Annotated in this window: 20 protein-coding genes; 17 read left to right on the top strand and 3 right to left on the bottom strand. The window is 64.0% G+C overall.

Translation table 11 applies throughout. The features are described 5' to 3' along the window. Positions 1 to 107 precede the first annotated feature (107 nt). From FAY22_RS13950 to FAY22_RS13940, 3 genes are read left to right on the top strand one after another with little or no spacing between them, the layout of a single operon-like run. Positions 108 to 3,575: an EAL domain-containing protein gene (locus FAY22_RS13950; RefSeq protein WP_146330771.1), complete on the top strand. Its 3,468-nt coding sequence runs from the start codon at positions 108 to 110 to the stop codon at positions 3,573 to 3,575. Further along, positions 3,572 to 4,777 (top strand): diguanylate cyclase, encoded by a 1,206-nt coding sequence (locus tag FAY22_RS13945; RefSeq protein WP_146330770.1) that lies wholly within the window; start codon positions 3,572 to 3,574, stop codon positions 4,775 to 4,777. Before FAY22_RS13950 ends, FAY22_RS13945 begins: the two co-directional genes overlap by 4 nt. Next, positions 4,774 to 5,487, top strand: a complete 714-nt coding sequence (locus tag FAY22_RS13940; RefSeq protein ID WP_146330769.1) for a flagellar brake protein — start codon at positions 4,774 to 4,776, stop codon at positions 5,485 to 5,487. Before FAY22_RS13945 ends, FAY22_RS13940 begins: the two co-directional genes overlap by 4 nt. A 42-nt stretch (positions 5,488 to 5,529) precedes the next feature. Here FAY22_RS13940 and ccoG read toward each other — a convergent pair whose 3' ends face one another. Both ccoG and petA read right to left on the bottom strand, forming a co-directional pair. Further along, on the bottom strand, positions 5,530 to 6,957 hold the full coding sequence (gene ccoG / locus FAY22_RS13935) for a cytochrome c oxidase accessory protein CcoG (RefSeq protein WP_146330768.1): 1,428 nt from the start codon (positions 6,955 to 6,957) through the stop codon (positions 5,530 to 5,532). A 12-nt stretch (positions 6,958 to 6,969) separates the two neighbouring features. Next, positions 6,970 to 7,578, bottom strand: a complete 609-nt coding sequence (gene petA, locus FAY22_RS13930; protein ID WP_146330767.1) for a ubiquinol-cytochrome c reductase iron-sulfur subunit — start codon at positions 7,576 to 7,578, stop codon at positions 6,970 to 6,972. A 252-nt stretch (positions 7,579 to 7,830) separates the two neighbouring features. Between petA and FAY22_RS22670 the strand changes: the two genes are divergently transcribed. Next, positions 7,831 to 8,157, top strand: coding sequence for a cytochrome bd oxidase small subunit, CydX/CbdX family (locus FAY22_RS22670; RefSeq protein ID WP_371417295.1), 327 nt, complete (start codon positions 7,831 to 7,833; stop codon positions 8,155 to 8,157). A 44-nt stretch (positions 8,158 to 8,201) separates the two neighbouring features. On the opposite strand, the gene FAY22_RS13920 is transcribed toward FAY22_RS22670, so the two are convergent. Next, on the bottom strand, positions 8,202 to 9,542 hold the full coding sequence (locus tag FAY22_RS13920; RefSeq protein WP_146330766.1) for a sigma-54-dependent Fis family transcriptional regulator: 1,341 nt from the start codon (positions 9,540 to 9,542) through the stop codon (positions 8,202 to 8,204). Positions 9,543 to 9,731: 189 nt separating this feature from the next. Between FAY22_RS13920 and FAY22_RS13915 the strand changes: the two genes are divergently transcribed. The 13 genes from FAY22_RS13915 to murC all read left to right on the top strand — a co-directional run bounded on the left by FAY22_RS13915 (position 9,732) and on the right by murC (position 24,226). Continuing rightward, entirely contained in the window at positions 9,732 to 10,616 is an 885-nt protein-coding gene (locus tag FAY22_RS13915; RefSeq protein ID WP_146330765.1) for an MBL fold metallo-hydrolase, read from the top strand. Positions 10,617 to 10,687: 71 nt separating this feature from the next. Continuing rightward, positions 10,688 to 11,038, top strand: a complete 351-nt coding sequence (locus FAY22_RS13910; RefSeq protein WP_146330764.1) for a TIGR01244 family sulfur transferase — start codon at positions 10,688 to 10,690, stop codon at positions 11,036 to 11,038. 523 nt (positions 11,039 to 11,561) lie between these two features. Then, entirely contained in the window at positions 11,562 to 11,990 is a 429-nt protein-coding gene (gene mraZ / locus FAY22_RS13905) for a division/cell wall cluster transcriptional repressor MraZ (RefSeq protein WP_146330763.1), read from the top strand. Positions 11,991 to 11,999: 9 nt separating this feature from the next. Continuing rightward, on the top strand, positions 12,000 to 12,965 hold the full coding sequence (gene rsmH, locus FAY22_RS13900; RefSeq protein WP_146330762.1) for a 16S rRNA (cytosine(1402)-N(4))-methyltransferase RsmH: 966 nt from the start codon (positions 12,000 to 12,002) through the stop codon (positions 12,963 to 12,965). Next, entirely contained in the window at positions 12,962 to 13,234 is a 273-nt protein-coding gene (gene ftsL, locus FAY22_RS13895) for a cell division protein FtsL (protein ID WP_146330761.1), read from the top strand. The genes rsmH and ftsL overlap by 4 nt, the downstream gene beginning before the upstream one ends. Then, positions 13,231 to 14,979, top strand: a complete 1,749-nt coding sequence (locus FAY22_RS13890) for a penicillin-binding protein 2 (RefSeq protein ID WP_146330760.1) — start codon at positions 13,231 to 13,233, stop codon at positions 14,977 to 14,979. Before ftsL ends, FAY22_RS13890 begins: the two co-directional genes overlap by 4 nt. Beyond that, positions 14,979 to 16,514 (top strand): UDP-N-acetylmuramoyl-L-alanyl-D-glutamate--2,6-diaminopimelate ligase, encoded by a 1,536-nt coding sequence (locus tag FAY22_RS13885; protein ID WP_146330759.1) that lies wholly within the window; start codon positions 14,979 to 14,981, stop codon positions 16,512 to 16,514. The genes FAY22_RS13890 and FAY22_RS13885 overlap by 1 nt, the downstream gene beginning before the upstream one ends. Continuing rightward, positions 16,514 to 17,893, top strand: a complete 1,380-nt coding sequence (gene murF, locus FAY22_RS13880; protein WP_146330758.1) for a UDP-N-acetylmuramoyl-tripeptide--D-alanyl-D-alanine ligase — start codon at positions 16,514 to 16,516, stop codon at positions 17,891 to 17,893. Before FAY22_RS13885 ends, murF begins: the two co-directional genes overlap by 1 nt. Before the next feature lies 1 nt (position 17,894). Beyond that, positions 17,895 to 19,064 (top strand): phospho-N-acetylmuramoyl-pentapeptide-transferase, encoded by a 1,170-nt coding sequence (gene mraY / locus FAY22_RS13875; protein WP_146330757.1) that lies wholly within the window; start codon positions 17,895 to 17,897, stop codon positions 19,062 to 19,064. Beyond that, complete coding sequence (murD, locus tag FAY22_RS13870; RefSeq protein ID WP_146330756.1) at positions 19,064 to 20,557, top strand: UDP-N-acetylmuramoyl-L-alanine--D-glutamate ligase; 1,494 nt, start codon at positions 19,064 to 19,066, stop codon at positions 20,555 to 20,557. The genes mraY and murD overlap by 1 nt, the downstream gene beginning before the upstream one ends. After that, on the top strand, positions 20,554 to 21,762 hold the full coding sequence (gene ftsW, locus FAY22_RS13865; protein ID WP_371417294.1) for a putative lipid II flippase FtsW: 1,209 nt from the start codon (positions 20,554 to 20,556) through the stop codon (positions 21,760 to 21,762). Before murD ends, ftsW begins: the two co-directional genes overlap by 4 nt. Then, complete coding sequence (gene murG, locus FAY22_RS13860; protein WP_146330755.1) at positions 21,759 to 22,835, top strand: undecaprenyldiphospho-muramoylpentapeptide beta-N-acetylglucosaminyltransferase; 1,077 nt, start codon at positions 21,759 to 21,761, stop codon at positions 22,833 to 22,835. The genes ftsW and murG overlap by 4 nt, the downstream gene beginning before the upstream one ends. After that, complete coding sequence (murC, locus tag FAY22_RS13855) at positions 22,832 to 24,226, top strand: UDP-N-acetylmuramate--L-alanine ligase (RefSeq protein ID WP_146330754.1); 1,395 nt, start codon at positions 22,832 to 22,834, stop codon at positions 24,224 to 24,226. The genes murG and murC overlap by 4 nt, the downstream gene beginning before the upstream one ends.

Genomic DNA, 24,226 nt, shown 5'->3' with positions numbered 1-24,226 from the left:
CATTTTGCGCCGCAAGGACAGTATCGTGACATCTCTCCGGTTGATTGCATGACGGCGAGGCATTACCGGCGCGGGTATAAAAAGAACGCGCGGTAAGCGAGCCTCAGATGACAACCCAGCCGAAATCCACACCTGTTCCAGCGACTTCCGGCGCCACCGGGTTTTTATTCAACCCTGTCCACCAGCTGCTGATCCTGTTTGGTCTGCTGTTGTCGGCCATCTGGGCCGTTGTCTACTTTCAGACCGAAATTACCTATGCACGCATCATGCAAGCCGCCAGGAGCGACGGCAGCAGCCTGTCGCGCGCCTTCGCCGAACAGGTCAAGGCGTCAGTGCGCGGCATCGACCTGTCCCTGATTTCGCTGCGCGAGACCTGGATGCGCAATCCCGCGGATTTCCACGAGGCGGTGCATCGCCAGCAGAACTACTTTGTGCGGGAAATGAGCTTTCAAGTCGCTGTGATCGACGCTGCCGGCATGCTCGTCTACAGCAGCCTCGATCCCGGCAGCAAACCGGTCTCGCTCGCCGACCGCGAGCATTTCCAGGTGCACCGCGAACGGCGCACCGACCAGCTGTTCATCAGCAAGCCGGTGTTCGGGCGCGTATCCAACCGCTGGTCGGTCCAGTTCACCCGGCCCATCCTCGGGCCGGACAATCGGTTCCTGGGCGTGGTCGTGATGTCGGTTTCGCCTGAGAATTTCGCCCGTGTCTACGATACCTTCGCGTCGCCGCAGCAAGGCGTGGTCGTTCTGCTGAAATCGAGCGGCGAGATCCTGGCCCGCTCGCCGCATCCGGAAGTCGGCCTCGGCAAGACGCTGGTCGGCCGGCCCTACCTCGGCCCGCAGGCGATGGAAAGCGGCAGTTTCCAGGACAGGGCGCAGACCGACTTCATCGAGCGAATCTACAGTTGGCGTCGGCTCAAGGATCTCGGGCTGGTGGTGCTCGTCGGCCAGACGGTCGACCATGAGCTCGTTCCCTACTACCGGCAACGCAACGTGCTGGTCGCCAGCGGAATTGCAGGTTCGGCCCTGCTCGGAATTTGCACCTTTCTCGTGATCCTGGGAATACGGCAGCGCGTGCGCGCCACAGCCGCGCTCAGGACCAGCGAGGAGCGCAGCCGCCTGCGTGTGGTGGCGCTGGAGAAGGTCGGCAACGCGGTGGTGGTCACCAATACGCGCGCGGAAATCGAGTGGGTGAACCGCGCCTTCGAAGAGCTGACCGGCTACACCAGGGACGAGGCGTTCGGCCGCCGCATCGCCGAACTGCTCAAATCCGGCGAACAGGATGCGCAGTTTTACAAAGACATGTGGCGGGACATCCAGGCCGGCAAAACGTGGCGCGGCGAGCTGGTCAACCGGCGCAAGGATGGCAGCCTGTACCACGAGGAGCTGGTGATTACGCCGGTCAAGGCGCCTGCGGGCGCCATCACGCAGTTCGTCGGCATCAAGCAGGACATCTCGGACCGCAAGTACCATGAAAGAGCGCTGCGCCAGAGCCACGAACTGCTGGCGAAGCTGTCCTCGCACGTTCCCGGCGTGATCTTCCAGTACCGCGTTTATCCGGATGGACGCGTCGCCGCTCCCTTCATCAGCCAGGCGCTGTGGGACATCTACGAACTCAATCCGGAGCAGGTGCGCGAAGACGCCTCGGCCATCGGCGCGCGCCACCATCCGGAGGATGCGGAAGCCGTCGTCGCCGCGCTGCAGCGCTCGGCCAGAACGCTGGAGCCCTGGCATCAGGAGTATCGCGTCTTATTGCCCCGGCGCGGCGAGCGCTGGCTGCTCGGCGACGCGCGGCCGGAAAGGCTGGAAGACGGCAGCGTGCAATGGCACGGCGCCATCACCGACATCACCGACAGCAAGCAGGCGGAAGAACAGCTGCGGGTCGCCGCGGTGGCGTTCGAGTCGCAGGAAGGCATGGTGGTGACCGATGCGCGCGGCCGTATCTTGCGCGTCAACCGCGCCTTCGAGGATCTCACCGGCTATAGCGCCACCGACGCGATCGGGCAAACGCCCGCCATGCTCAAGTCCGGCCGGCAGGACGCGGATTTCTACCGCCAGATGTGGGCCGACATCGAGCTCAAGGGGCACTGGGAAGGCGAGGTCTGGAACCGGAAGAAGAGCGGCGACATTTATCCGGAGTGGCTCGTCATCACCGCCGTGAAGGACCGACAGGGGCGGGTGACGCACTATGTCGGCGCTTTTTTCGACATCACCACGCGCAAGAACGCGGACGCCCAGATCCGCAATCTCGCCTTTTTCGATCCACTCACCAGCCTGCCCAACCGCCGGCTGCTCACCGACCGCGTCACGCAGGCGCTCGCCGCCAGCGCGCGCAACGGCCATCACGGCGCGCTCATGCTGATCGACCTCGATCACTTCAAAACGCTCAACGACACCCTTGGCCATGACGTCGGCGACCAGCTGCTGATCCAGGTGGCGCAGCGCCTGACGGCATCGGTGCGCGAGTGCGACACGGTGGCGCGGCTGGGAGGCGACGAGTTCGTCGTCATGCTGCAGGACCTGAGCGGCGAGGAAGCCACCGCCGCGATGCAGATCGAAACAGTGGTGGAGAAGATACTCGCCGCGCTCGGCCAGCCCTATCCGCTGAAGGGAGTCGAAGGCGGGTATCGCAACACGCCGAGCATCGGCATCAGCCAGTTCCGCGGCCACGATGAGCCGTTCGACGTGCTGCTCAAGCAGGCCGACATCGCGCTCTACAAGGCAAAGGAAGCGGGGCGCAACACCAGCCGTTTCTACAGCGCGGAAATGCAGGCAGCGCTGAATGAAAAAGCGGCGCTGGAAGCAGGCTTGCGCGAGGCGCTCGCCGCCGACGGCTTCGAGCTGCATTACCAGCCGCAGGTCGACGAGGCATACGACATCGTGGGTGTGGAGGCGCTGCTGCGCTGGCCTGCGGCGGCGCAGCCACCGGCGCGGTTCATCGCGATTGCCGAGGAAACCGGCCTGATCCACCAGATCGGCCAGTGGGTGATGGAGACCGCCTGCGCTCAGCTGGCGGCGTGGAGCGGCCGGCCGGAAACAAGCCATCTGACGATGGCGGTCAACGTCAGCGCGAAGCAGTTTCGTCAGCCCGGCTTCGTGCCGATGGTGCGCGCCGCGCTGGTGGCGAGCGGCGCCGACCCCGCGCTACTCAAGCTGGAGCTGACCGAGACCACGATTCTCGGCGATGTCGACGAGGCGATCGGCAAGATGCGCGCGCTGCGCGAGCTGGGAATACGCTTCGCGCTGGACGATTTCGGCACCGGCTACTCGTCGCTGTCCTATCTGCGGCGCTTGCCGGTCGACCAGGTGAAGATCGATCAGTCCTTCATGCGCGACCTCACCGGCGCCTCCGGCGGCGGCGCTATCGTGCAGGCCATCATCGGCATGAGCCGGACGCTCGACCTGCAGGTGATTGCCGAGGGAGTAGAGACCCAGGAGCAGCTGGCGTTTTTGGCCGCCCATCGCTGCCGCCACTTCCAGGGCTTCCTGTTCGGCCATCCGGCGCCGGCCGCGCGCATCGAGGAAATGCTGGCGACCCGGCGCCCGGACATCGCGCAAGGCGGTGTCCGATGACTCTCATCTCCGGCATATTCCTGGTCTCGGCCTGCCTGTGCATCCTGATGCTGGTCGTGCTGTCTTCCCACATCCGCATGGACGAGCCGGGCGCGACGGAATGGGCGGCGGCGAACGCCATCGGCTTCGTTGCCTTCATCCTGTACGCGCTGGGCCGGCAACTGCCGCCGCTGATTGCGTTCGAAGCGGCCAACACGGCCTATGCGGCGGCGGTGATGGCCATGCTGGCCGGCTTCCGGCGCTTTGCCGGCGGCCGCCTGTCGCCGCTGGCCGGCGCGACCTGGCTCGCCATCTTCACTGCCGCCATTGCGTTGTTCCATTACCGCTACGATTCGTTTGCGCTGCGCACCATCACCGTATCGGCGTTTCAGAGCGTGGTTCTTGCCGCGATCGCCGTTACCGTTTTCGGCAACCGGCAGGCGCGGCGCTTGTGCTACTCGTGCCTGTTGACGGGGGCGGTCGCGGCACTGTTTGGCGCCGGCAACGGTGTGCGGGCGATGGTGCATGTATTTCAGTCGGGCGAGGTAACCTCATTGCTGCAACCTTCGCCATCGAGCATCTTCTTTCTCTCGGCCGGCGCGCTGGTGCTGCCGGCCCTGACCTGCGGCGCCATGATGATGGTGCATGAACATGCACTCGCGCATGCGGCGGATGCGGCCAGCCGGGATTTTCTCACCGGCGCCATGACCCGACACGCGTTCCTGGAGCGGGTCGAGCGCGAATGGGCGCGGCCGGGGAAGGAGTTCGCCGTGCTGATGCTGGAGGTGGACCGTCTGCCGCTCATCAGGCAAACTTTCGGCAATGCCGCGGGCGATCAGATGATGGCGGATATCGCATTGCGCGCCGAGAGCGTGCTCAGGTCGGCAGACTGTTTCGCGCGCTTCGACGCGCAGAAATTCGCCGTGCTGCTGCCGCAAACCGGGACCCCCACGGCGCTGAAAATCGCGCAACGGCTGGCCGCCCGGGTAGAAAGACCGGAAGCGACAGCGGAGTTTGCTCCGGGCCAGGACGAGACGCCGACGTGTACCGTGAGCATCGGCGTTGCCGCGTTGGGGCAGGGTGAATCGATACCGGATCTGCTTGGTCACGCGCAGGAAGCGCTGCAAGCGGCGAGGACGGCGGGCGGAAATCGGGTTGTCTGTGCCGGGGCGGCTATGCAACGACAGATGGCACGGAACGCTGGAAGGGAACTGACGACATGACGGACTTTGCGACGAATAATTTTGCACCCATTCCGTTTGAAGAGATGAACCTGCAGGTCGGAACCCGCCTGCAGATCATGGTGGTGCGCGACCAGAAACCGACGCAGTACTTCACCACGCTGATCGGCTATGTGAAAGACGAATACATGCTCATGAAGATCCCTGTCGAGCATGGCGTGCTCATGTCGTTTCACGAGGGGGAGAAACTGACGATCCGGGTGTTTACCGGAGTCAAGGTCTGCTCGTTCAATACCTTTGTCGAGCGGGTATTCATGCATCCGTATTTCTATGCGCACCTGACGTTTCCGAAATCGGTGCGCGCTGCCAGCCTGCGCATGGCGATGCGGGTCAAGGTCGATATCGCCGGCACGATTGCGCCGCGCGAGGCCGGCGCCGCCGGTCAAATGCCGGTTCGCATCGACAACCTCAGCATCAGCGGCGCGCTGCTGGAATCATCCGGCGAGATCGGCAAGAGAGACGACAACGTCGTCCTGTCCTTCGTGCTGCCGATCCAGCCGGGCAATCACGAAGTGCCGATCAGCGCACAAGCCAGGATATGCAACACCGGCCTGCGCAAGGCGAGCGCGCCAAACAAGCCGGACATTCATGTATGCGGCGTGCAATTCGTCGCACTGGACTCGATGCAGGAGATGGCGCTGCAGAACCTCACTTACGAGGCGCAGATCGGCGACCGGCACAAGCTGGTATGACAAGTCGCGTCCGGATGAAAGGCCATCCGGACGTCTTCCGCATTACCTCGGCACCAGGAACACCGCCTTCTCCGTGACCGACACGTCGGGCCGCTCCTTGTCGCGCACCGTGAAGCGGATCGGATTGGAGCCGGCTCCGGCCGCGCTTGGCTGCAGCGTAACCCGCACCGGCACGGCGCGGGTGGCCGCGGCCGGCATGTCGAACACCGGTTCGGAGGAAACGGCGATGCCGGACGGGCCGCTGACGTCGATGACGAATCGGTGCGGCTGTTCGTCGGTGTTCATCACCTGCAGGCGGTACACGTTTTCGATCGCGCCGTTATCCATCGTGCGCGGCATGCCCCGGTCGCGGATGACGTCCACCTTGAGCGGCGTGCGCAGCGCCAGCGACAGGCCCGCCGCGAACAGGATGGTCAGCAGGAGGGAGGTATAGATCAGCGTGCGCGGGCGCAGCACATGGCGCCAGATGGTGTGCTTGTTCCACTTGTTGGCCATCGCATTCTGCGTGGTGTAGCGGATCAGGCCTTTTTCATAGCCCATCTTGCCCATCACCTCGTTGCAGCTGTCGACGCAGGCGGCGCAGGCGATGCATTCATACTGCAGGCCCTTGCGGATGTCGATGCCGGTCGGGCAAACCTGCACGCACACGTTACAGTCGATGCAGTCGCCTAGCCCGAGCGTCTTCGGATCGGCTTTCTTGCCACGTGCGCCGCGCGGTTCGCCGCGTTCCGCGTCATAGGTGATGATCAGCGTGTCCTTGTCGAACATGGCGCTCTGGAAGCGCGCATACGGGCACATGTACTTGCACACCTGCTCGCGCATGAAACCGGCCTGGCCGTAGGTGGCGAAGCTGTAGAAGAAAATCCAGAAGGTCTGCCACGGCCCCAGCGAGAAGGCGGCCACTTCAGTCGCCAGCGTGCGTATCGGCGTGAAGTAGCCGATGAAGGTGAAGCCGGTCCATCCCGCCACCGCCAGCCAGGCAGCATGTTTCGCCGATTTCAGTCCCAGCTTGCGCAGCGAGAAGTGTTCGCCGTCGAGCCGGATGCGGGCCGAACGGTCGCCTTCGATCCTGCGCTCGATCCACATGAAAATTTCGGTATAGACCGTTTGCGGGCAGGCATAGCCGCAGAACAGCCGGCCGGCGACTGCGGTAAACAGGAACAGCGATAGCGCGGATAGCACCAGCAGCGCCGACAGGTAGATGAAATCCTGCGGCCACAGGATCAGGCCGAAGATGTGGAACTTGCGCGCCTGCAGGTCGAACAGCACCGCCTGGCGGCCGTTCCAGTTCAGCCAGGGCAGGCCGTAGAACAGCAGCTGCGTGAGCCATACCAGCGCCCAGCGCCAGTGCGCGAACCAGCCGTGCACCGCGCGCGGATAGATCTTCCGGCGCACTTCATACAGGCTGCGCTCGGCCACCTTCGGCTGCACCGGGTGGATCGGGATCGATTTGAGTTCGTTGGCCTTCATGTTTTGCTCCCGTCAGGCTTCGCCGGACTCATCCTTGCCGATGACGATCCGGGTTTCGCTGGCATACATATGCCGAGGTATGGGCAGGTTGTCCGGAGCCGGCTTGTTTTTGAAGACGCGCCCGGCCAGGTCGAAGGTCGAGCCGTGGCAGGGGCAGAGAAAGCCGCCCGCCCAGTCGTCGGGCAGCGAGGGCTGGGCGCCCGGGGAAAACTTTTCGCTGGGCGAGCAGCCGAGATGAGTGCAGATGCCGATCGCGACCAGGATGTCCGGCTTGATCGAGCGGTGCGCGTTGCGCGCGTACGCCGGCGTCACTTCATCCTTGTTGCGTTCGGAATCCGGATCGGCCAGCTGGCCGGTGCTGCTCTTCAGGGCGTCCAGCATGTTCGGCGTGCGCCGCAGTATCCATACCGGCTTGCCGCGCCATTCCACGGTTTTCATCTGGCCGGGCGCGAGGTCGGAGATGTCGACCTCGACCGGGGCGCCAGCGGCTTTCGCGCGCTCGGACGGCTGCAGTGTGCCGAGCAGCGCGCCGGCGCCGGACAGCGCCGGAATGCCGGCGGCCGCGCCGGTGGCGACGAGCAGCGTGCGCCGCCCGCGATCGGGTTTTGTGGTGCCGTTCATGTCTATCCTATTAGTGGAATCTTGGCCTCAAGCATTTATAGGCAACATGCGTGCCATATAGGCTTTCCCCCGTGATCTCTGCGCAAATCCTTGTTTTTCTTCGGCTGCGGCAGAAAGCGATGTGCCGCTTTGCTTCCGGTACTGACAGCGAGTCCTGCCATGTTGGCAGTCGTGGCAGCATGGCCGCAGGCGCTGCTCCGGCAAGGTGACCGCCGGATTCATCCGGCAAAACGAGCACTCTGCTGATTGAGGATGGACATCATGTGGTGTTTCGCCTGGATTCCGGGGATCGGATTTGCGGTGCTGCTGGCCATCCTCAATGCGACGTGGGGCGAAAACGAGGAGGCGCGGCGTCTGGCGCATGACAAGGATGCGGCAAACCATGCGCCGCGAGGGGCGCATGGACAGGCATGCGTCGGGCCTGGCGTGGTTGCCGCTGGTGCTGGCTATCGCGTTGACGCTGGTCCTGTCCGTATCCCCGCGCCTGCTGATCGGCGACGGCGGGCGCGCCGACTTTTTTCTACGCCGGCGTGCCTGCTCGCCATCGTTCTCATGGCTGTGCGGCTATCGGGAGCATAGGGCAGGATGCGCCGCCGCTGGCGATGCGCATTGCAGGAAGAGCATCACGCCAACCCCAGCGCCTTCAGTCGTCGGTACAGCGTGCGCTCGCTCATGCCGAGATGCTCGGCCAGTTCGCGGCGCGTACCGCCAAAGCCGGTCGCCATCCGCCTCAGCGTATCGTCCGACGCTGCGCCGGCTTTCGTTGCCGGTCCGGCCACCGGTGCGGGATAGAGATCCGGCGGCAGATGCTCGACCCGTATCACGCGATCGTCCGTAAACAGCAGGGCACGCTCCAGCACGTTGCGTAACTCGCGAATGTTGCCGGGCCAGTCGTAGGCCTGCAGGCGGCGCATCGCGGCCGGGTCCACCGTGATTTTTCCCTTGCCGGCGGCGCTGCGCTGGAGAAAGGAATTGACCAGCAAAGGTATGTCGTCGCTGCGCTCGCGCAAGGCCGGCAGATGGATCGGGAAGGCGCCGATGCGGTAGTACAGGTCTTGCCGGAAGCGGCCGTCCGCCATCATCGCCTTGAGCGGCTTGTGCGTGGCCGACACCAGGCGGAAATCGGCGCGCAGCGTCTCCAGGCCTCCGACCCGGCGGAAGGTGCCGGATTCGATCAGGCGCAGCAGCTTGACTTGCATCGCCAGCGGCACGTCACCGATTTCGTCGAGGAATAGGGTGCCGCCCTGCGCGATTTCGACCAGCCCGTGCTTGCGCGCATTAGCGCCGGTAAAGGAGCCTTTCTCGTGGCCGAACAGTTCGCTTTCGAACAGCGTTTCGGTCAACCCGGAGCAGTCGACCACCACGAATGGGCCGTGCGCGCGCTCGCTCGCCTCGTGCACCGCACGCGCGAACAGTTCCTTGCCGGTGCCGGATTCGCCCTGCAGCAGCACCGGCAGCATCGACGGCGCCACCCGCTGCAGCGCCCACAGCGCATCATTGAACGCGGCCGAGCGGCCGACCAGCCCTTCGGCGCTCGGGCGCGCCGACGCGTTGCGCACCACCGACAGCCGCTCCACGTAGGCCACCACCTCGCGCTGCTCATCCAGGATAGGGCGCAGTTCGACATCGACATGCTCCGGCCCGCGCGGCGTGTGATGGATGTGCAGCACCCGGTCCGGTCCGCGTTTTTCGAACGCCTTCTTCATCGGGCAGTGTTCGCCCGCCTGGTCGCAGGGCAGGTTGTAGTGATGCGAGATGCGGTAGCACTTGTGCCCGATATAGGGTTTGTCGGCGGTGGCGAACTGGCGCTGATAGGCGGTATTGGCGGCGAGGATGCTGTACTCGGTGTCGAGCACGATCATCGGCTGCGCTTCTTGTTCGAGGTAGGAAATCAGTGCCTGCACCTGCGGCAGCGAGCGCAGTGCCGCGCCCTCGACGGCGGGCAGGGACGTTTCGGTATTCATGCGTACTCCTTTTTGTCCACTCTGCCGCCAACTGCCAATACTGTCAAGAATCGCTGTCACTGGCAGCGCCGGTGTCGGCAAGACAGGCTTTGCGCAAGCGAAATCAGGGCGTTTGGCGGCCCCCGGACGTGGTACGCGTCTTGCAAATACATTTTCAGGCGGTCCGCACTCATTGAAAGGAGATCTGCAATGTGCCCTGCGCGCGCCTTGCATGTCGAAGGTTTCTTCGACCCGGCAACCTCGACCATCAGCTACCTTGTGCTCGACCGCGGCAGCGGGCAGTGCGCACTGGTCGACAGCGTGCTGGATTATGACCCGAAATCCGGCCGCACCCGAACCGCGTCCGCCGACCGGTTAATCGCGCGCGTGCGCGAACTGGGGGGCGAGGTGCATTGGATACTCGAAACGCACGTGCACGCCGACCACCTGTCGGCGGCCCCCTATCTGCAGCAGCGCCTCGGCGGCAAGATCGGCATCGGCGCCCATGTCACCACTGTCCAGCGGGTGTTCGGAAAACTGTTCAACGCCGGCCCCGGCTTCGCGCGCGACGGCAGCCAGTTCGACCATCTGTTCGCCGACGGCGAGGCCTTTGCGCTCGGTAGCCTGCAGTGCCGCGCGCTGCATACCCCCGGCCATACCCCGGCATGCATGGCCTATGTCGTGCATGACGGCGACGAGATCGCCGCCTTCGTCGGCGATACGCTGTACATGCCGGATTACGGTACCGCGCGCTGCGATTTTCCCGGCGGTGACGCGCGCACGCTGTACCGCTCCATCAACAAGGTGCTCAGCCTGCCGCTGCACGCCAGACTCTACATGTGCCACGATTACCAGCCCGGCGGGCGCCAGGTGCAATTCGTCAGCACCGTCGCTGACGAGCGCGAAACCAATATCCATGTACGCGACGGTATCAGCGAAGAGGAATTCGTCGCCATGCGCACCGCACGCGACGCCACGCTGGACATGCCGGTGCTGCTGCTGCCGTCGGTGCAGGTCAACATGTGCGGCGGCCGTCTGCCGGAGCCGGAAGACAACGGCACCCGCTACCTGAAGATTCCGCTCGATGCACTGTGAACTGCGTATCAAGAACCGCAAACGAACTCGCAGGAAAGAAGGTTCGCCCCACGCTCGCTCAGGAGGTCTTCATGCCGATCCATATTATTAAGCTCACCGACGAGGTCGGAGTCTCGGAACAACTGCAGCCGGGCGATTTGGCCGAGGTGGCGCGGATGGGAATCCGCTCGATCATCAACAATCGTCCCGACGGGGAGGGCGGCGATAGCCAGCCGGGCGATGCCGCGCTATGCATGGCGGCCGATGCGGCAGGACTGTTCTATGCGTATCTGCCCGTGCCGAGCGAGGGATTCGACGAGCGCGCCGTCAGTCGCATGCGTGCGCTGGTAGGCGAACTGCCCAAGCCGCTGCTCGCCTTTTGCCGTACCGGCGCCCGCTCGGCGCAGCTGTATCACGCCGCATCCGGCAAACACGTCGAATAGCGACCCCTGTTATTTTCCGTGCGGCGCGCGCCGCATTGTCGTTCGATAGCCGGGAATCCAGTCCGGATGCAGGGGCGCGGCGCCCGCTTCGCGACGGCTGAATTGCCTTCCTGTCATACCGGCTTGGCTGTTTGAACTAAGTTCCCGGTTCGCAATCTTAGTGCCGTCAGACAATTTCTAGATTCCCTCATCGGTTTTCCAGCCCGTTTTGCTTTTACGCAACTGTTGTCGCTTAGACAAACACATGTGTACATCTAAGGCACTACCTTCACTGTCTTCTCTAAGTACTTAATTATTTGAGGAAATCAGTGGTGATATTGCACGAATGAAACGCGCTAAGTCATTGACTTCATTGGGAAAAATCAGATTTCCGCCATCTGAAATTACTTGACCGCAAAAAATCCATCCTCTAAAGTGGGCGACAGTGTGAAAAAGTGTGGTTTTGTGGGGCAAAAATCCAAAGCCCTCTAAAACCATGATGCAAGAAGATAAATAACAGATAACAACCACGAGGGTAATCAGGGTGTTCCAAGGCGCTTCAGCGTTGAATCTCGATGCGAAAGGACGGATGACGATTCCGGCCAAGCATCGTGACGCCTTGACGGTCCAATGCGAAGGACGCGTCACGCTGACCAAGCACCCGCATGGTTGTTTGCTGTTTTTCCCCCGGCCGGTCTGGGAAAACCACCGCGAGCAGATCGCCGCATGGCCGATGTCGGCCCGCGCCTGGCAGCGGATTTTCCTGGGCAATGCATGCGATGTCGAAATGGATACGGCTGGCCGCATCCTGATTTCGCCGGAGCTGCGCGCAGCCGTCGGCTTGAAGCGCGACGTCATGCTGCTCGGCATGGGCAGCCATTTCGAGATCTGGGATGCCGAAAAGCTCGCCGAAAACGAGGCGCAGGCGGTGGCCAATGGCATGCCCGATGTGTTGAGCGACTTTTCGTTCTGACGGTACCGCATGAGTAATCAACAAGCGGTGCTGGAAATGCCGCACCGTACGGTGCTGCTGGAACAAGCGGTCGACGCGCTCGCTATCGAGGGCGCGCGGGCAGGCGGTGTGTACGTCGACGGCACGTTCGGGCGCGGCGGGCACAGCCGGCTGATTTTGCAGCGCCTCGGCGAGAAGGGCCGCCTTATCGCGTTCGACAAGGATCCGTACGCGATTGCGACGGCCGAGAAGATCGAAGATCGGCGCTTCGAGATCGTGCACGACAGCTTCGCGACGATGGGCGAGGCTCTGGAAGCGCGCGGCATCGCGCAGGTGGACGGAATACTGCTGGATTTGGGAATCTCTTCGCCGCAGGTGGACGACGCGGCGCGGGGCTTCAGTTTTCGCTTTGACGGTCCGCTCGACATGCGCATGGACACCACGCGCGGCATATCGGCAGCACAGTGGCTGGCGACGGAAACCGAACAGACGATCGGAAAGGTGATCAGAGATTATGGGGAAGAACGGTATGCTTTTCAGATTGCAAAGGCGATTGCTGCTCGCCGGGCAATCGAACCAATTTCAACCACACGACAGCTTGCCGAGATCGTGGCACGCGCCGTTAAAACCCGCGAGAAGGGCAAGGACCCGGCCACTCGTACCTTTCAAGCTGTCCGGATTTTCATCAATAAAGAGCTTGAAGAACTCGAAATAGGACTAGAGGCCGCATTTCAAAAACTGGGCCCGCAGGGGAGACTGGCTGTGATCAGCTTTCATTCATTGGAAGATCGCATCGTCAAGCGCTTTATGGCATCCAAAGCCAACGCGCCGCAGCCGGACCGTCGCCTGCCGATTCGCGCGATCGACCTGCCGCAGCCTGATCTCAAGCTCTTGTCCAAGATGAAGCCGAGCGACGCCGAAGTCGCGGAAAACCCGCGCGCCCGCTCGGCCATCATGCGCGTTGCCGAACGCCTGACCGCTGGAGGCGCACGATGAGCGGGCGCATCACTTTCTTTCTCACGTTCGCGGTTGTTCTGTGCGCGCTGTCGCTGGTCAACGCGCAGTACCAGGCGCGTCGCCAGTTCATCGAGCTGGAGCGCGCGCAAGCCGCCGCCAGGCAGCTCGATATCGAATGGGCGCAGCTGCAGCTCGATCAGTCCACGCTCGGCAAGCATGCCCGCATCGAAGCCAACGCCCGGCGCGACCTGCACATGGTCGCGGTCTCGCCGGATCGCACCCAGTACCTGACGATGGGGGCGAAATGACGCGTGCGGCCGCCGCCAAGGGAGTCCAGTTCGCCGCCAGCCCGGTATTGGCGGTCAAGCTGCCGGTGTGGCGTTCGCGCGTCGTGCTGTTCGCCCTGTTCGCTGGTTTCGCCGCGCTGGCCGGGCGCGCGCTCTACCTGCAAGGCCTGTCCACCGACTTTCTGCAGAAGCAGGGCGAATCGCGCTATGCGCGCACGCTCGAGCTGCCCGCCACGCGCGGCAAGATCACCGACCGCGACGGCCATGTGCTCGCATCCTCGGTGCCGGTCAAGGCGATCTGGGCGATTCCCGAGGACGTGCAGGACGCGCCCAAGGAAAAGCTGCGCGAGCTGGCCCGCCTGCTCGAGATGAGCGACCAGGACCTGAACAAGAAGCTCGATTCCGACCGTACCTTCGTCTACCTCAAGCGCCAGGTCGAGCAGGATGTCGCCGACAAGATTCTCAAGCTCGGCATTTCCGGCATCGCGACGCGCAAGGAATACAAGCGCTTCTATCCGGAAGGCGAGGTGATGGCGCACGTGGTCGGCTTCACCAATGTCGAGGACGCCGGGCAGGAGGGCATGGAACTGGCCTTCCAGAAGAGCCTGGCGGGCGTCACCGGCAGCCGCCGCGTCATCAAGGACCGCCTGGGCCACATCGTCGAGGACATCGAGGCGATCCGCGAGCCGCACGACGGCAAGAACCTGACGCTGTCCATCGACAGCAAGATCCAGTACATCGCCTACTCGCAGCTGAAGGCGGCGGTGGAAAAGCATAACGCGAAGGCCGCGGGCGCCGTGGTGCTCGACGTACAGACCGGTGAAGTGCTGGCGCTGGTGAACATGCCGACCTACAACCCGAACGACCGCGCCCACCTGACCGGCGCGCAGCTGCGCAACCGCGTGCTGACCGACACCTTCGAGCCGGGCTCGACGATGAAGCCGTTTACGGTCGCGCTGGCGCTGGAAACCAAGCGCGTGACGCCCAATACCGTCGTCCAGACCGCGCCCGGCAAGATAACCATCGGCACCGCCACCATCGGCGACGCGCATCCGCACGGACCGCTGACCGTGGCCCAGATCATCGAAAAGTCGTCCAACGTCGGCACCGCCAAGCTCGCGCTGCAGATGCAGCCGCAGGAGATGTGGGACATGTTTACCACGGTCGGATTCGGCCAGCAGCCCAAGCTCGGTTTTCCCGGCGCAGTAGCGGGACGCGTGCGGCCTTACAAATCCTGGCGACCGATCGAGCAGGCGACCATGAGCTACGGCCACGGCATTTCGGTGTCCCTGATCCAGATGGCGCATTCTTACTTGATCTTCGCGCGCGACGGCGACCTGATTCCAGTGTCGTTCAAGAAGATGGACGAGCCTCCGGCCGGGCAGCGCGTCATCAGCGAAAAGACGGCGCGCGACATGCGCGCCATGATGGAATCCGTGACCGGCCCCGGCGGAACCGCGCCCAAGGCGCAGGTGCCGGGATACCGCGTCGCCGGCAAGACCGGCACCGCCTACAAGCTGGCCGGCGGACGCTACGTGAACAAATATGTCGCATCCTTCGTCGGCTTCGCGCCTGTGTCCAACCCGCGCATCGTCATCGCGGTCATGGTGGACGAGCCGTCGAACGGACAGCATTACGGCGGCGACGTGGCCGCGCCGGTATTTTCCGCCATTGCAGCAAACGCGTTACGTGCAATGAACGTTGCGCCCGATTCGTCGGTAACCGACATCATCATTCCCGCCGAGAGCGTGAAGGAGAGCCTGTGATGCTGGCTGTGACTGCTTCCGTAACCAATATCCTGAACTGGCTCGAGGCCGAGGCGCCGGCGGCGCAGCTGTCGTCGGATTCGCGCACGATCCGCGCCGGTGACGTGTTCTTCGCCTATCCGGGCGACGCTGCCGATGGCCGGCGTTATATCGAAAGCGCCATCCAGCGCGGCGCCAGGGCGGTCATTTTCGAAGCCGACGGCTTCCAGTGGAACGCTGCATGGACGGTGCCGCACATGGCCGTGCACGACCTCAAGAAGGCCGCCGGCCCGGTCGCGAACGCCCATTACGGCCAGCCCGATGCCGCCATGTTCACCGTGGCCGTGACTGGCACCAACGGCAAGACCTCGTGCAGCCAATGGCTCGGCAGCGCCCTGTCACGTCAGGGCGAGCCGACCGCAGTGGTCGGCTCGCTCGGCGTCGGCCTGTACCGGCGCGGCGCTCACGCCGGCCTTGCCAATACCGGCTATACGACACCCGACGCCGTCCTGTTGCAGCGCAAGCTGGCGGAACTGCGCGATGCCGGCGCCAGGGCGCTTGCTATCGAGGCATCGTCGATCGGCCTCGAACAGGGACGCCTAAATGGCATGCATGTGGACGTCGCCCTGTTCACCAACTTCACGCGCGACCACCTCGATTATCACGGCGACATGGCCGCATACGAAGCAGCCAAGAAAATGCTGTTCGACTGGCCGGGATTGAAACATGCGGTAATCAATCTCGACGACGACATGGGCGTACGCCTGGTCGAACATCTCAGGAAAGCGCGTCCGCAACTGCCGGTCACCGGTTATACGCTGGCGGAGCGGGAGATCGACGGCATTGCGGTCCTGCGCGCGAGCGAGATCCGCACCAGCCATGGCGGCACCACGTTCAAGCTGGATTGCGCAGCCGGTTCCGCCCAAATGAAGACGCAACTTGTCGGCCAATTTAATGTCAGTAACGTCCTCGGCATTTTCGGCGTGCTGCTGGCGAAAGGCATTGCCTTTAAGGCAGCGACCGAGGCGGTGGAAGTGCTGACCGCGGTGCCGGGCCGCATGGAGCAGCTGGGCGGGCAGGACGCGCCGCTGGTGGTGATCGATTACGCGCACACGCCGGATGCGCTGGAAAAGACGCTGTCGACGCTGCGCCAGGTGGCGCAGCAGCGCAGCGGCGAACTGTGGTGCGTGTTCGGCTGCGGCGGCGATCGTGACCCGGGCAAGCGTCCGCAGATGGGGCGCGTGGCGCAGGCCGCCGACCGCATCATCGTCACCAGCGACAATCCGCGCAGCGAGGAGCCGGCAACTATTCTGGCGCAGATTGTCCAAGGCATCGACACGGCGGCTCTGGCGACGGATGCATTGCACGTGATCGAGGACCGCGCTTCCGCGATTCTGTGGGCGGTGCGGCATGCAGGGAAGAACGATGTGGTTCTGCTGGCCGGCAAGGGCCATGAGCCGTATCAGGAAATCAAGGGCAAGAGATTGCCTTTTTTGGATGCAGACCATGCCGCGCTGGCATTGGCTGCACGAGCAACGATGAAGGGGAATCATTAATGAAATCGTCATTGGCTGAACTTCAGCCATGGATTTCGCGTGCCGCGATAGTCAACGCGGCGGATGCAAAGTTCGACGGCGTGTCGACCGACAGCCGAGCTGTATCTATTGGTAATTTGTTCGTCGCCTTGCGCGGCGAGCGTTTCGATGCGCATGACTTTTTGAACGAGGTGGCGGCCAAGGGTGTCGCCGCCGTGGTGGTGGAGCGCGTGCCTGAAGGGCTGACGGTGCCGGCGCTGGTGGTGCCGGATACACGCGTGGCGCTGGCCGAGATTGCGGCCTGCTGGCGCCGCCAATTTGCTCTGCCGGTCATCGGCGTCACCGGCAGCAATGGCAAGACCACCGTCAAGGAAATGATCGCGGCTATCCTGACCGCAGCGTTCGGCGCCGAACGCTGCATGGCCACCCGCGGCAATCTCAACAACGATATCGGTGTGCCGCTCACCGTGTTTCGTCTCAACGCTTCCTATCAGGCGGCAGTGATTGAACTGGGCATGAACCATCCGGGCGAGATCGCGCAGCTGGCGGCGGTCGCCCAACCGACAGTGGCACTGGTCAACAACGCGCAGCGCGAGCACCAGGAATTCATGGAAAGCGTGGAAGCGGTCGCTCGCGAAAACGGCGCCGTGCTGAGTACGCTGCCGGACAACGGCACCGCGGTGTTCCCGGCGGACGACGAGTACACGCCGCTGTGGCGCGACCTCGCTACCGGCCGGAAGGTGAAGACCTTCGGCCTGTCGGGCGACGCCGACGTCACCTGCAGCTGGCAGGCGAACGACTTCGGCAGCGATCTCTCGGTCACCTCCGGCGCCGACACTTTCCAGGTGAAGCTGGCCGCGGCCGGTGTGCACAACGTGCGCAACGCCCTGGCTGCCGCCGCCTGCACCCTGGCGATCGGCGTTCCGGTGGACGCGGTGATCCGCGGCCTGGAGTCGTTCGCTCCGGTCAACGGCCGCCTGCAACGCAAGACCGCGCGCTGCGGCGCGCTGGTGATTGACGACACCTACAACGCCAATCCGGATTCCGTGCGCGCGGCGATCGACGTGCTGGCCAATGCCGCGAAACCGCGCCTGCTGGTGCTGGGAGACATGGGCGAAGTCGGCAACGAAGGCCCGCAATTCCACGCCGAGGTCGGCGCCTACGCGAAAAGCCGAGGCATCGAGCGCCTGCTCGCGCTGGGCGGCCTGGCGCGCCACAGCGTCGAAGCCTTCGGCGCGCAGGGCGAGCATTTCGCGGACATCGCTGCGCTCAACTCCGCCGTCGACCAGCTGGCGAACGCCGGCTCCACGGTATTGGTGAAAGGCTCGCGCTTCATGAAGATGGAGCGCGTGGTTCAGCACCTCGTCAATCAAGAATCATCGGTACAGGAAGCTCACTGACATGCTGCTCTGGCTAGCACAATATTTTCACCAGGATCTCGGGGCGCTGCGGGTCTTCAACTTCATTACCTTCCGCGCCGTCTTCGCGACGCTGACCGCGCTCGCGATCGGCCTGATTTCCGGCCCGGCCGTGATCCGCATGCTGACCCGCCTGAAGGTGGGCCAGGCGGTGCGCACCGACGGCCCGCAGACCCACCTGATCAAGACCGGCACGCCGACCATGGGCGGCGCGCTGATCCTGCTGTCGATCGGCATCTCGACCCTGCTGTGGGCCGACTGGAGCAACCGTTTCATCTGGATCGTGCTGGTGGTGACACTCGGCTACGGCGCCATCGGCTGGGTCGACGACTACCGCAAGGTGGTCTACAAGGACCCGGAAGGCATGCGTTCGCGCGAGAAGTATTTCTGGCAATCGCTGATCGGCTTGATCGCCGCCGTATATCTGGCGTTCTCGGTATCGGCGCCGACCAACACCAAGGTGTGGCAGCTGTTCCTGGCCTGGGTACAGTCCGGTTTCAGCCTCGACCTGCCGCCGAAGGCCGACCTGATCGTGCCCTTCTTCAAGACCATCAGCTATCCGCTCGGCGTGTGGGGATTCATCGCGCTGACCTACTTCGTGATCGTCGGTTCCAGCAATGCGGTCAACCTGACTGACGGCCTGGATGGCCTGGCCATCATGCCGACCGTGATGGTCGGTTCGGCGCTCGGACTGGTCGCCTACCTGACGGGCAGCGCAGTGTATGCGAAGTACCTGTTCATTCCCTATATCCCGGGTTCGGCCGAGCTGCTGATCTTCTGCGGCGCGCTGGCCGGCGCCGGATTGGCCTTCCTCTGGTACAACGCGCACCCGGCGCAGGTGTTCATGGGCGACGTCGGCGCGCTGGCGCTGGGCGGCGCGCTCGGCACCGTCGCCGTCATCGTGCGCCAGGAAATCGTGCTGTTCCTGATGGGCGGCATCTTCGTGGTCGAGACCCTGTCGGTGATGCTGCAGGTCGGTTACTTCAAGTACACCAAGAAGCGGTTCGGCGTGGGCCGTCGCATCCTGCTGATGGCGCCGCTGCACCATCACTTCGAACAGAAAGGCTGGAAAGAGACGCAAGTCGTGGTGCGCTTCTGGATCGTCACCATGATGTGCGTGTTGTTCGGACTGTCAACCCTGAAACTGCGCTGATGGACTACCAAGGCAAACACGTTCTCGTCCTCGGGCTCGGAGAATCCGGCCTGGCGATGGCATTGTGGCTGGCTCGCTGCGGCGCGGTGCCGCGCGTGGCGGACACGCGCGCCGAGCCGGAACGCCTGCCCGCGCTGCGCGAGGCGGTGCCGGGCGCGGAATTCATCGGCGGCCCGCTGACCGCTGCGCTGCTGGACGGGGTCGACTTCGTCGCGGTCAGCCCGGGCCTGATGCCAGGCCGCGAACTGGCGGCAATCATTCCCGCCGCGCAGGAAAGGAATATCCCGCTGTGGGGCGAGATCGAGCTGTTCGCGCAGGCGCTGGCGGCACTGAAGGAACAACGCGCGTATGAGCCGAAGGTGATCGCGATTACCGGCACCAACGGCAAGACCACGGTCACCAGCCTGACCGGCCTGTTGTGCCGCCGCGCCGGCCTGAAGACTCAGATCGCCGGCAACATCAGCCCGGCCGCGCTCGACGTGCTGCGCGCGGCAATGGAAGCGGATGATCTGCCGCAGGCCTGGGTGCTGGAACTGTCCAGCTTCCAGCTGCATTACACGTACACGCTGAACGCCGACGTGGCGACGGTATTGAACGTCACGCAGGACCACCTCGACTGGCACGGCGACATGGATGGCTACGCGGCCGACAAGGCTCGCATCTTCGGCGCCACGACGATCCGCCTGCTCAACCGGGACGATCCTTGCGTCATGCAGATGACGGCGCCGATGGCGAGTATCGCCAGCTTCGGCACGGACGCGCCGGAACATCCGGATTGCTTCGGACTGGTCGACGACAACGGCATGCAATGGCTGTCGGTGGCCGTCGCGGCCGAAGAAGGCGAGAAGCGTCGCCGCAAGAAGGACAATATCGAGCAGCCTGTCATGGTCAATCGCCTGATGCCGGCTGACGCGCTGCAGATCCGCGGACGGCACAACGCGGCAAACGCGCTGGCCGCGCTCGCCTTGTGCCGCGCGATCGGCCTGCCGCTGGCGCCGCTGCTGCACGGCTTGCGCGAATATCGCGGCGAGCCGCACCGGGTGGAGCTGGTCGCCAACGTTGGCGGCATCGATTACTACGATGACAGCAAGGGCACCAATGTCGGCGCGACGGTCGCCGCCTTGAAGGGCCTGGGGCTGATGCAGGGCGGAGCGAGCCGCCTGGTGCTGATTGCCGGCGGCGACGGCAAGGGGCAGGATTTCGCGCCGCTGGCCGAGCCGGTTGCCAGGTTCGTTCGCGCCGTCGTCTTGATCGGCAAGGACGCGCCCGCGATCCGCGAGGCGCTGGCGCACACCGGCGTCGAGCTGGACGATTGCGGCACGCTGGAAGCAGCGGTGCAACGTGCCACCGAACTGGCACAGGCCGGAGATGCAGTTTTGCTGTCGCCCGCATGCGCCAGCCTCGACATGTTCAAGAATTACGCGCATCGCGCCCAGGTGTTCGTCGACGCCGTGCGTGAAATCGCCTTGTCGCGCGGCGAGGTGATGCCGTGAAATTCGCGCTGCCATCCTTTTCATCCGCAACGGCGAGTGCGCCGGTGCGGGGCGTCGACCAGCGCTCGAAAATGATGGAATACGACCAGCCGCTGGTGTGGGTGGTCGTGCTGCTGATGCTGTTCGGGATGGTGATGGTGTATTCGGCGTCGATCGCGCTGCCGGATTCGCCCAAGTACGCGAACTACAAGAACTACCACTTCCTGATCCGCCAGGCCGGTTTCATCGCCGTGTCGATGTTCGCTGGGCTGCTCGCTTTCCGGGTGCGCGTCGAAACCTGGCAGCGCTACGCGCCGTATCTGTTCGTCGCGACGCTGGTGCTGCTGATGCTGGTCCTGGTGCCGGGCATCGGCAAGGGTGTCAACGGCGCCAAGCGCTGGCTGTCGTTCAAGGTCTTCAACCTGCAGCCGTCGGAGCTGATGAAGCTGTTCGCGGTGCTGTATGCGGCCGATTACACGGTGCGCAAGCAGCAGTTCATGCACAAGCTGACCAAGGGCTTCATGCCGATGGCGGCCGCGGTCGGCGTGGTCGGCCTGTTGCTGCTGCTGGAGCCCGACCTGGGCGCGTTCGGCGTGATCGTCTGCATCGCGATGGGCATCCTGTTCTTGGGCGGGATCAACGGCGTCTGGTTCGGCGGGATCGGCGCGGTATTAGTGGGGATTTTCAGCCTGGTGATCGTTCTGTCGCCCTGGCGGCGCGAGCGCATCTTCGCCTACCTGAATCCATGGGAGGAGGGGAATGCCTTGGGCAAGGCTTACCAGCTGTCGCATTCGCTGATCGCGTTCGGGCGTGGCGAGTTGTTCGGCGTCGGCCTGGGCGGCAGCGTTGAAAAGCTGCACTACCTGCCGGAGGCGCATACCGACTTCCTGCTCGCCGTGATCGGCGAGGAGCTCGGATTCGTCGGCGTGCTGGTGGTGGTGACAATGTTTTACTGGATCGTCAAGCGCGCGTTCGAAATCGGGCGCCAGGCGATCGCGATGGATCTCACCTTCGCCGGCTTGACGGCGAAAGGCATCGGCATCTGGATCGGCGTTCAAGCGTTCATCAACATGGGCGTGAACCTCGGCCTGCTGCCGACCAAGGGATTGACCTTGCCGCTGATGAGTTATGGCGGTTCGGGCGTATTGATTAACTGTGTAGGACTGGCAATTTTGTTACGGATTGATTACGAGAACCGGGTCTTGATGCGAGGGGGGCGCGTATGAAGCGCCTCCTGATCATGGCGGCCGGCACCGGCGGCCACATCTTCCCCGGCCTGGCGATCGCGCAGACGATGCAGGCACGCGGCTGGCAGGTGTCCTGGCTGGGCACGCAGCACGGCATGGAACGCGACATCGTGCCCAAGCACCGGATCGAGATGGACTCGATCGACTTCGCCGGCTTGCGCGGCAAGGGCTTGATGCACACCGTGCGCGGCGTGTTCAAGATGGCGGCGGGATTTGCTTCCTGCTTTTCCATCATCGGCCGCCGCAAGCCGGACGTGGTGCTGGGCATGGGCGGCTATGTCACGGTGCCGGGCGGGATGATGGCCAAGCTGCGCGGCGTGCCGCTGGCGCTGGTCAATGCGGATGCGGCTCTACTGCTGTCGAACAAGTCGCTCGCGCCGCTGGCCCAACGCGTGCTGTTCGGCTTCCCGGCTGACTTCGGCAACGCGGCCGGCAAGGCGCTGGTGACCGGCAACCCGGTGCGCAAGGAAATCATGGAAGTGTCGCTGCCGGCGAAACGCTATACGGAACGCAGCGGCCCGCTGCGTCTGCTGGTCGTGGGCGGCAGCCTCGGCGCCAAGGCGTTGAACGATTGCCTGCCGGCGGCGCTGGCGCGCATTCCGGCCGACGCCCGGCCGATCGTCGTGCACCAGTCCGGCAAGCAGCATATCGACGCGCTGCGCAAGGCCTACGCCGATGCGCAGGTGCAGGCCGAGGTGGTGGATTTCATCGACGACATGCCGCGCCGCTACGCGCAGGCGGACCTGGTGATCTGCCGCGCCGGTGCCATCACCGTTTCCGAACTGACGGCGGCTGGCGTGGCGAGCGTGCTGGTGCCGCTGGTCGCGTCGACCACCTCGCATCAACGCGACAACGCGCAGTGGATGGCGCAGCAGAAGGCGGCGATTCATCAGCCGCAAAGCGAAATGAGCGCCGAGCGCATGGCGATCCTGCTGCAGTCGCTGAAGCGCGAAGATTGCCGCAGGATGGCCGAGGCCGCGTACGCGATCGGCAAGCGCGACGCCAATGAACGGATTGCGGACGTACTGGAAGAACTGGCCAAACAAGCATGAAACATAAAGTAAAAAATATTCACTTCGTCGGCATTGGCGGCAGCGGCATGAGCGGCATCGCCGAGGTATTGCTCAACCTTGGCTACACCGTGTCCGGCTCCGACCTCGGCAGCAACGCCGCGACGCAGCGCCTGGCGGAACTGGGCGCGAAAGTCACGCAAGGCCACGCGGCTGAAAACATCGAAGGCGCCGACGCCATCGTCACCTCGACCGCGGTCAAGGCCGACAATCCGGAAGTGATGGCGGCGCGCGCCAGACGCATTCCGATCGTGCCGCGCGCAATGATGCTGGCCGAGCTGATGCGCTTGAAGCAGGGCATCGCGATTGCCGGCACCCACGGCAAGACCACTACCACCAGCTTGGTGGCCAGCGTCCTGGCGCAGGGCGGGCTCGATCCGACCTTCGTGATCGGCGGGCGCCTTAACAGCGCCGGCGCCAACGCCAAGCTGGGTGCGGGCGATTTCATCGTGGCCGAGGCCGACGAATCGGATGCGTCGTTCCTGAATCTGTCGCCGGTGATCGAGGTGATCACCAACATCGACGCGGATCACATGGAGACCTATGACCACAGCTTCGCGAAGCTGAAGCAGGCATTCGTCGAATTCACGCAGCGCCTGCCGTTCTATGGCGTCGCGATGCTGTGCCTGGACGATCCGAATGTGCGCGAGATCATGCCGTTCATCTCCAAGCCGATCACCACTTACGGCTTCCATGAAGACGCGCAGGTGCGTGCCATCGACGCGAAGGCGGTCGACGGCAAGATGGAATTCACTGTGCTGCAGGACGGCTACGCGCCGATGACGGTCAGTCTGAATCAGCCTGGCATGCACAACGTGCAGAATGCCTGCGCGGCGATCGCCATCGCGCGCGAGATCGGCGTGGCCGACAGCGCAACACAAAGGGCGCTGAGCGAATTCAACGGTGTCGGCCGCCGTTTCACGCGTTACGGAGACATCAAGCTTCCGGCTGGGGGCTCGTTCACTCTAGTGGACGACTACGGTCACCATCCGGTCGAGATGGCTGCGACCATGGCAGCCGCGCGCGGCGCTTATCCGGGGCGTCGCCTGGTGCTGGCGTTCCAGCCGCACCGCTACACCCGCACGCGCGACCTGTTCGAGGATTTCGTGAAGGTGCTGTCGACGGCGGACGCACTGGTGCTGGCGGAAGTCTATGCCGCCGGCGAGCAGCCGATCGTGGCCGCCGACGGCCGGGCGCTCGCGCATGCATTGCGCGTGCTCGGCAAGGTGGAGCCGATATTTGTGGAAGACATTGCCGGGATGCCCGACTCGATCATGAACATGGCCAGGGACGGCGATGTGGTGATCACGATGGGCGCCGGTTCGATTAGCGGCGTGCCGGGAAAGCTTTCCCAGGCAAGCCAGGTTGGATGA

Source organism: Noviherbaspirillum sp. UKPF54, assembly GCF_007874125.1.
Lineage (GTDB): Bacteria > Pseudomonadota > Gammaproteobacteria > Burkholderiales > Burkholderiaceae_D > Noviherbaspirillum.
The sequence above is the reverse complement of the archived record's forward strand: the minus strand, read 5'-3'. Positions and strand labels throughout refer to the sequence as shown.

What these genes read in the sequence shown, in the direction of transcription:
- FAY22_RS13950 (WP_146330771.1), top strand. Translation starts at nt 108, where the DNA reads ATGACAACCCAGCCGAAATCCACACCTGTTCCAGCGACTTCCGGCGCC.
- FAY22_RS13945 (WP_146330770.1), top strand. Translation starts at nt 3,572, where the DNA reads ATGACTCTCATCTCCGGCATATTCCTGGTCTCGGCCTGCCTGTGCATC.
- FAY22_RS13940 (WP_146330769.1), top strand. Translation starts at nt 4,774, where the DNA reads ATGACGGACTTTGCGACGAATAATTTTGCACCCATTCCGTTTGAAGAG.
- ccoG (WP_146330768.1), bottom strand. Translation starts at nt 6,957, where the DNA reads ATGAAGGCCAACGAACTCAAATCGATCCCGATCCACCCGGTGCAGCCG.
- petA (WP_146330767.1), bottom strand. Translation starts at nt 7,578, where the DNA reads ATGAACGGCACCACAAAACCCGATCGCGGGCGGCGCACGCTGCTCGTC.
- FAY22_RS22670 (WP_371417295.1), top strand. Translation starts at nt 7,831, where the DNA reads ATGGACATCATGTGGTGTTTCGCCTGGATTCCGGGGATCGGATTTGCG.
- FAY22_RS13920 (WP_146330766.1), bottom strand. Translation starts at nt 9,542, where the DNA reads ATGAATACCGAAACGTCCCTGCCCGCCGTCGAGGGCGCGGCACTGCGC.
- FAY22_RS13915 (WP_146330765.1), top strand. Translation starts at nt 9,732, where the DNA reads ATGTGCCCTGCGCGCGCCTTGCATGTCGAAGGTTTCTTCGACCCGGCA.
- FAY22_RS13910 (WP_146330764.1), top strand. Translation starts at nt 10,688, where the DNA reads ATGCCGATCCATATTATTAAGCTCACCGACGAGGTCGGAGTCTCGGAA.
- rsmH (WP_146330762.1), top strand. Translation starts at nt 12,000, where the DNA reads ATGAGTAATCAACAAGCGGTGCTGGAAATGCCGCACCGTACGGTGCTG.
- ftsL (WP_146330761.1), top strand. Translation starts at nt 12,962, where the DNA reads ATGAGCGGGCGCATCACTTTCTTTCTCACGTTCGCGGTTGTTCTGTGC.
- FAY22_RS13890 (WP_146330760.1), top strand. Translation starts at nt 13,231, where the DNA reads ATGACGCGTGCGGCCGCCGCCAAGGGAGTCCAGTTCGCCGCCAGCCCG.
- FAY22_RS13885 (WP_146330759.1), top strand. Translation starts at nt 14,979, where the DNA reads ATGCTGGCTGTGACTGCTTCCGTAACCAATATCCTGAACTGGCTCGAG.
- murF (WP_146330758.1), top strand. Translation starts at nt 16,514, where the DNA reads ATGAAATCGTCATTGGCTGAACTTCAGCCATGGATTTCGCGTGCCGCG.
- mraY (WP_146330757.1), top strand. Translation starts at nt 17,895, where the DNA reads ATGCTGCTCTGGCTAGCACAATATTTTCACCAGGATCTCGGGGCGCTG.
- murD (WP_146330756.1), top strand. Translation starts at nt 19,064, where the DNA reads ATGGACTACCAAGGCAAACACGTTCTCGTCCTCGGGCTCGGAGAATCC.
- murG (WP_146330755.1), top strand. Translation starts at nt 21,759, where the DNA reads ATGAAGCGCCTCCTGATCATGGCGGCCGGCACCGGCGGCCACATCTTC.
- murC (WP_146330754.1), top strand. Translation starts at nt 22,832, where the DNA reads ATGAAACATAAAGTAAAAAATATTCACTTCGTCGGCATTGGCGGCAGC.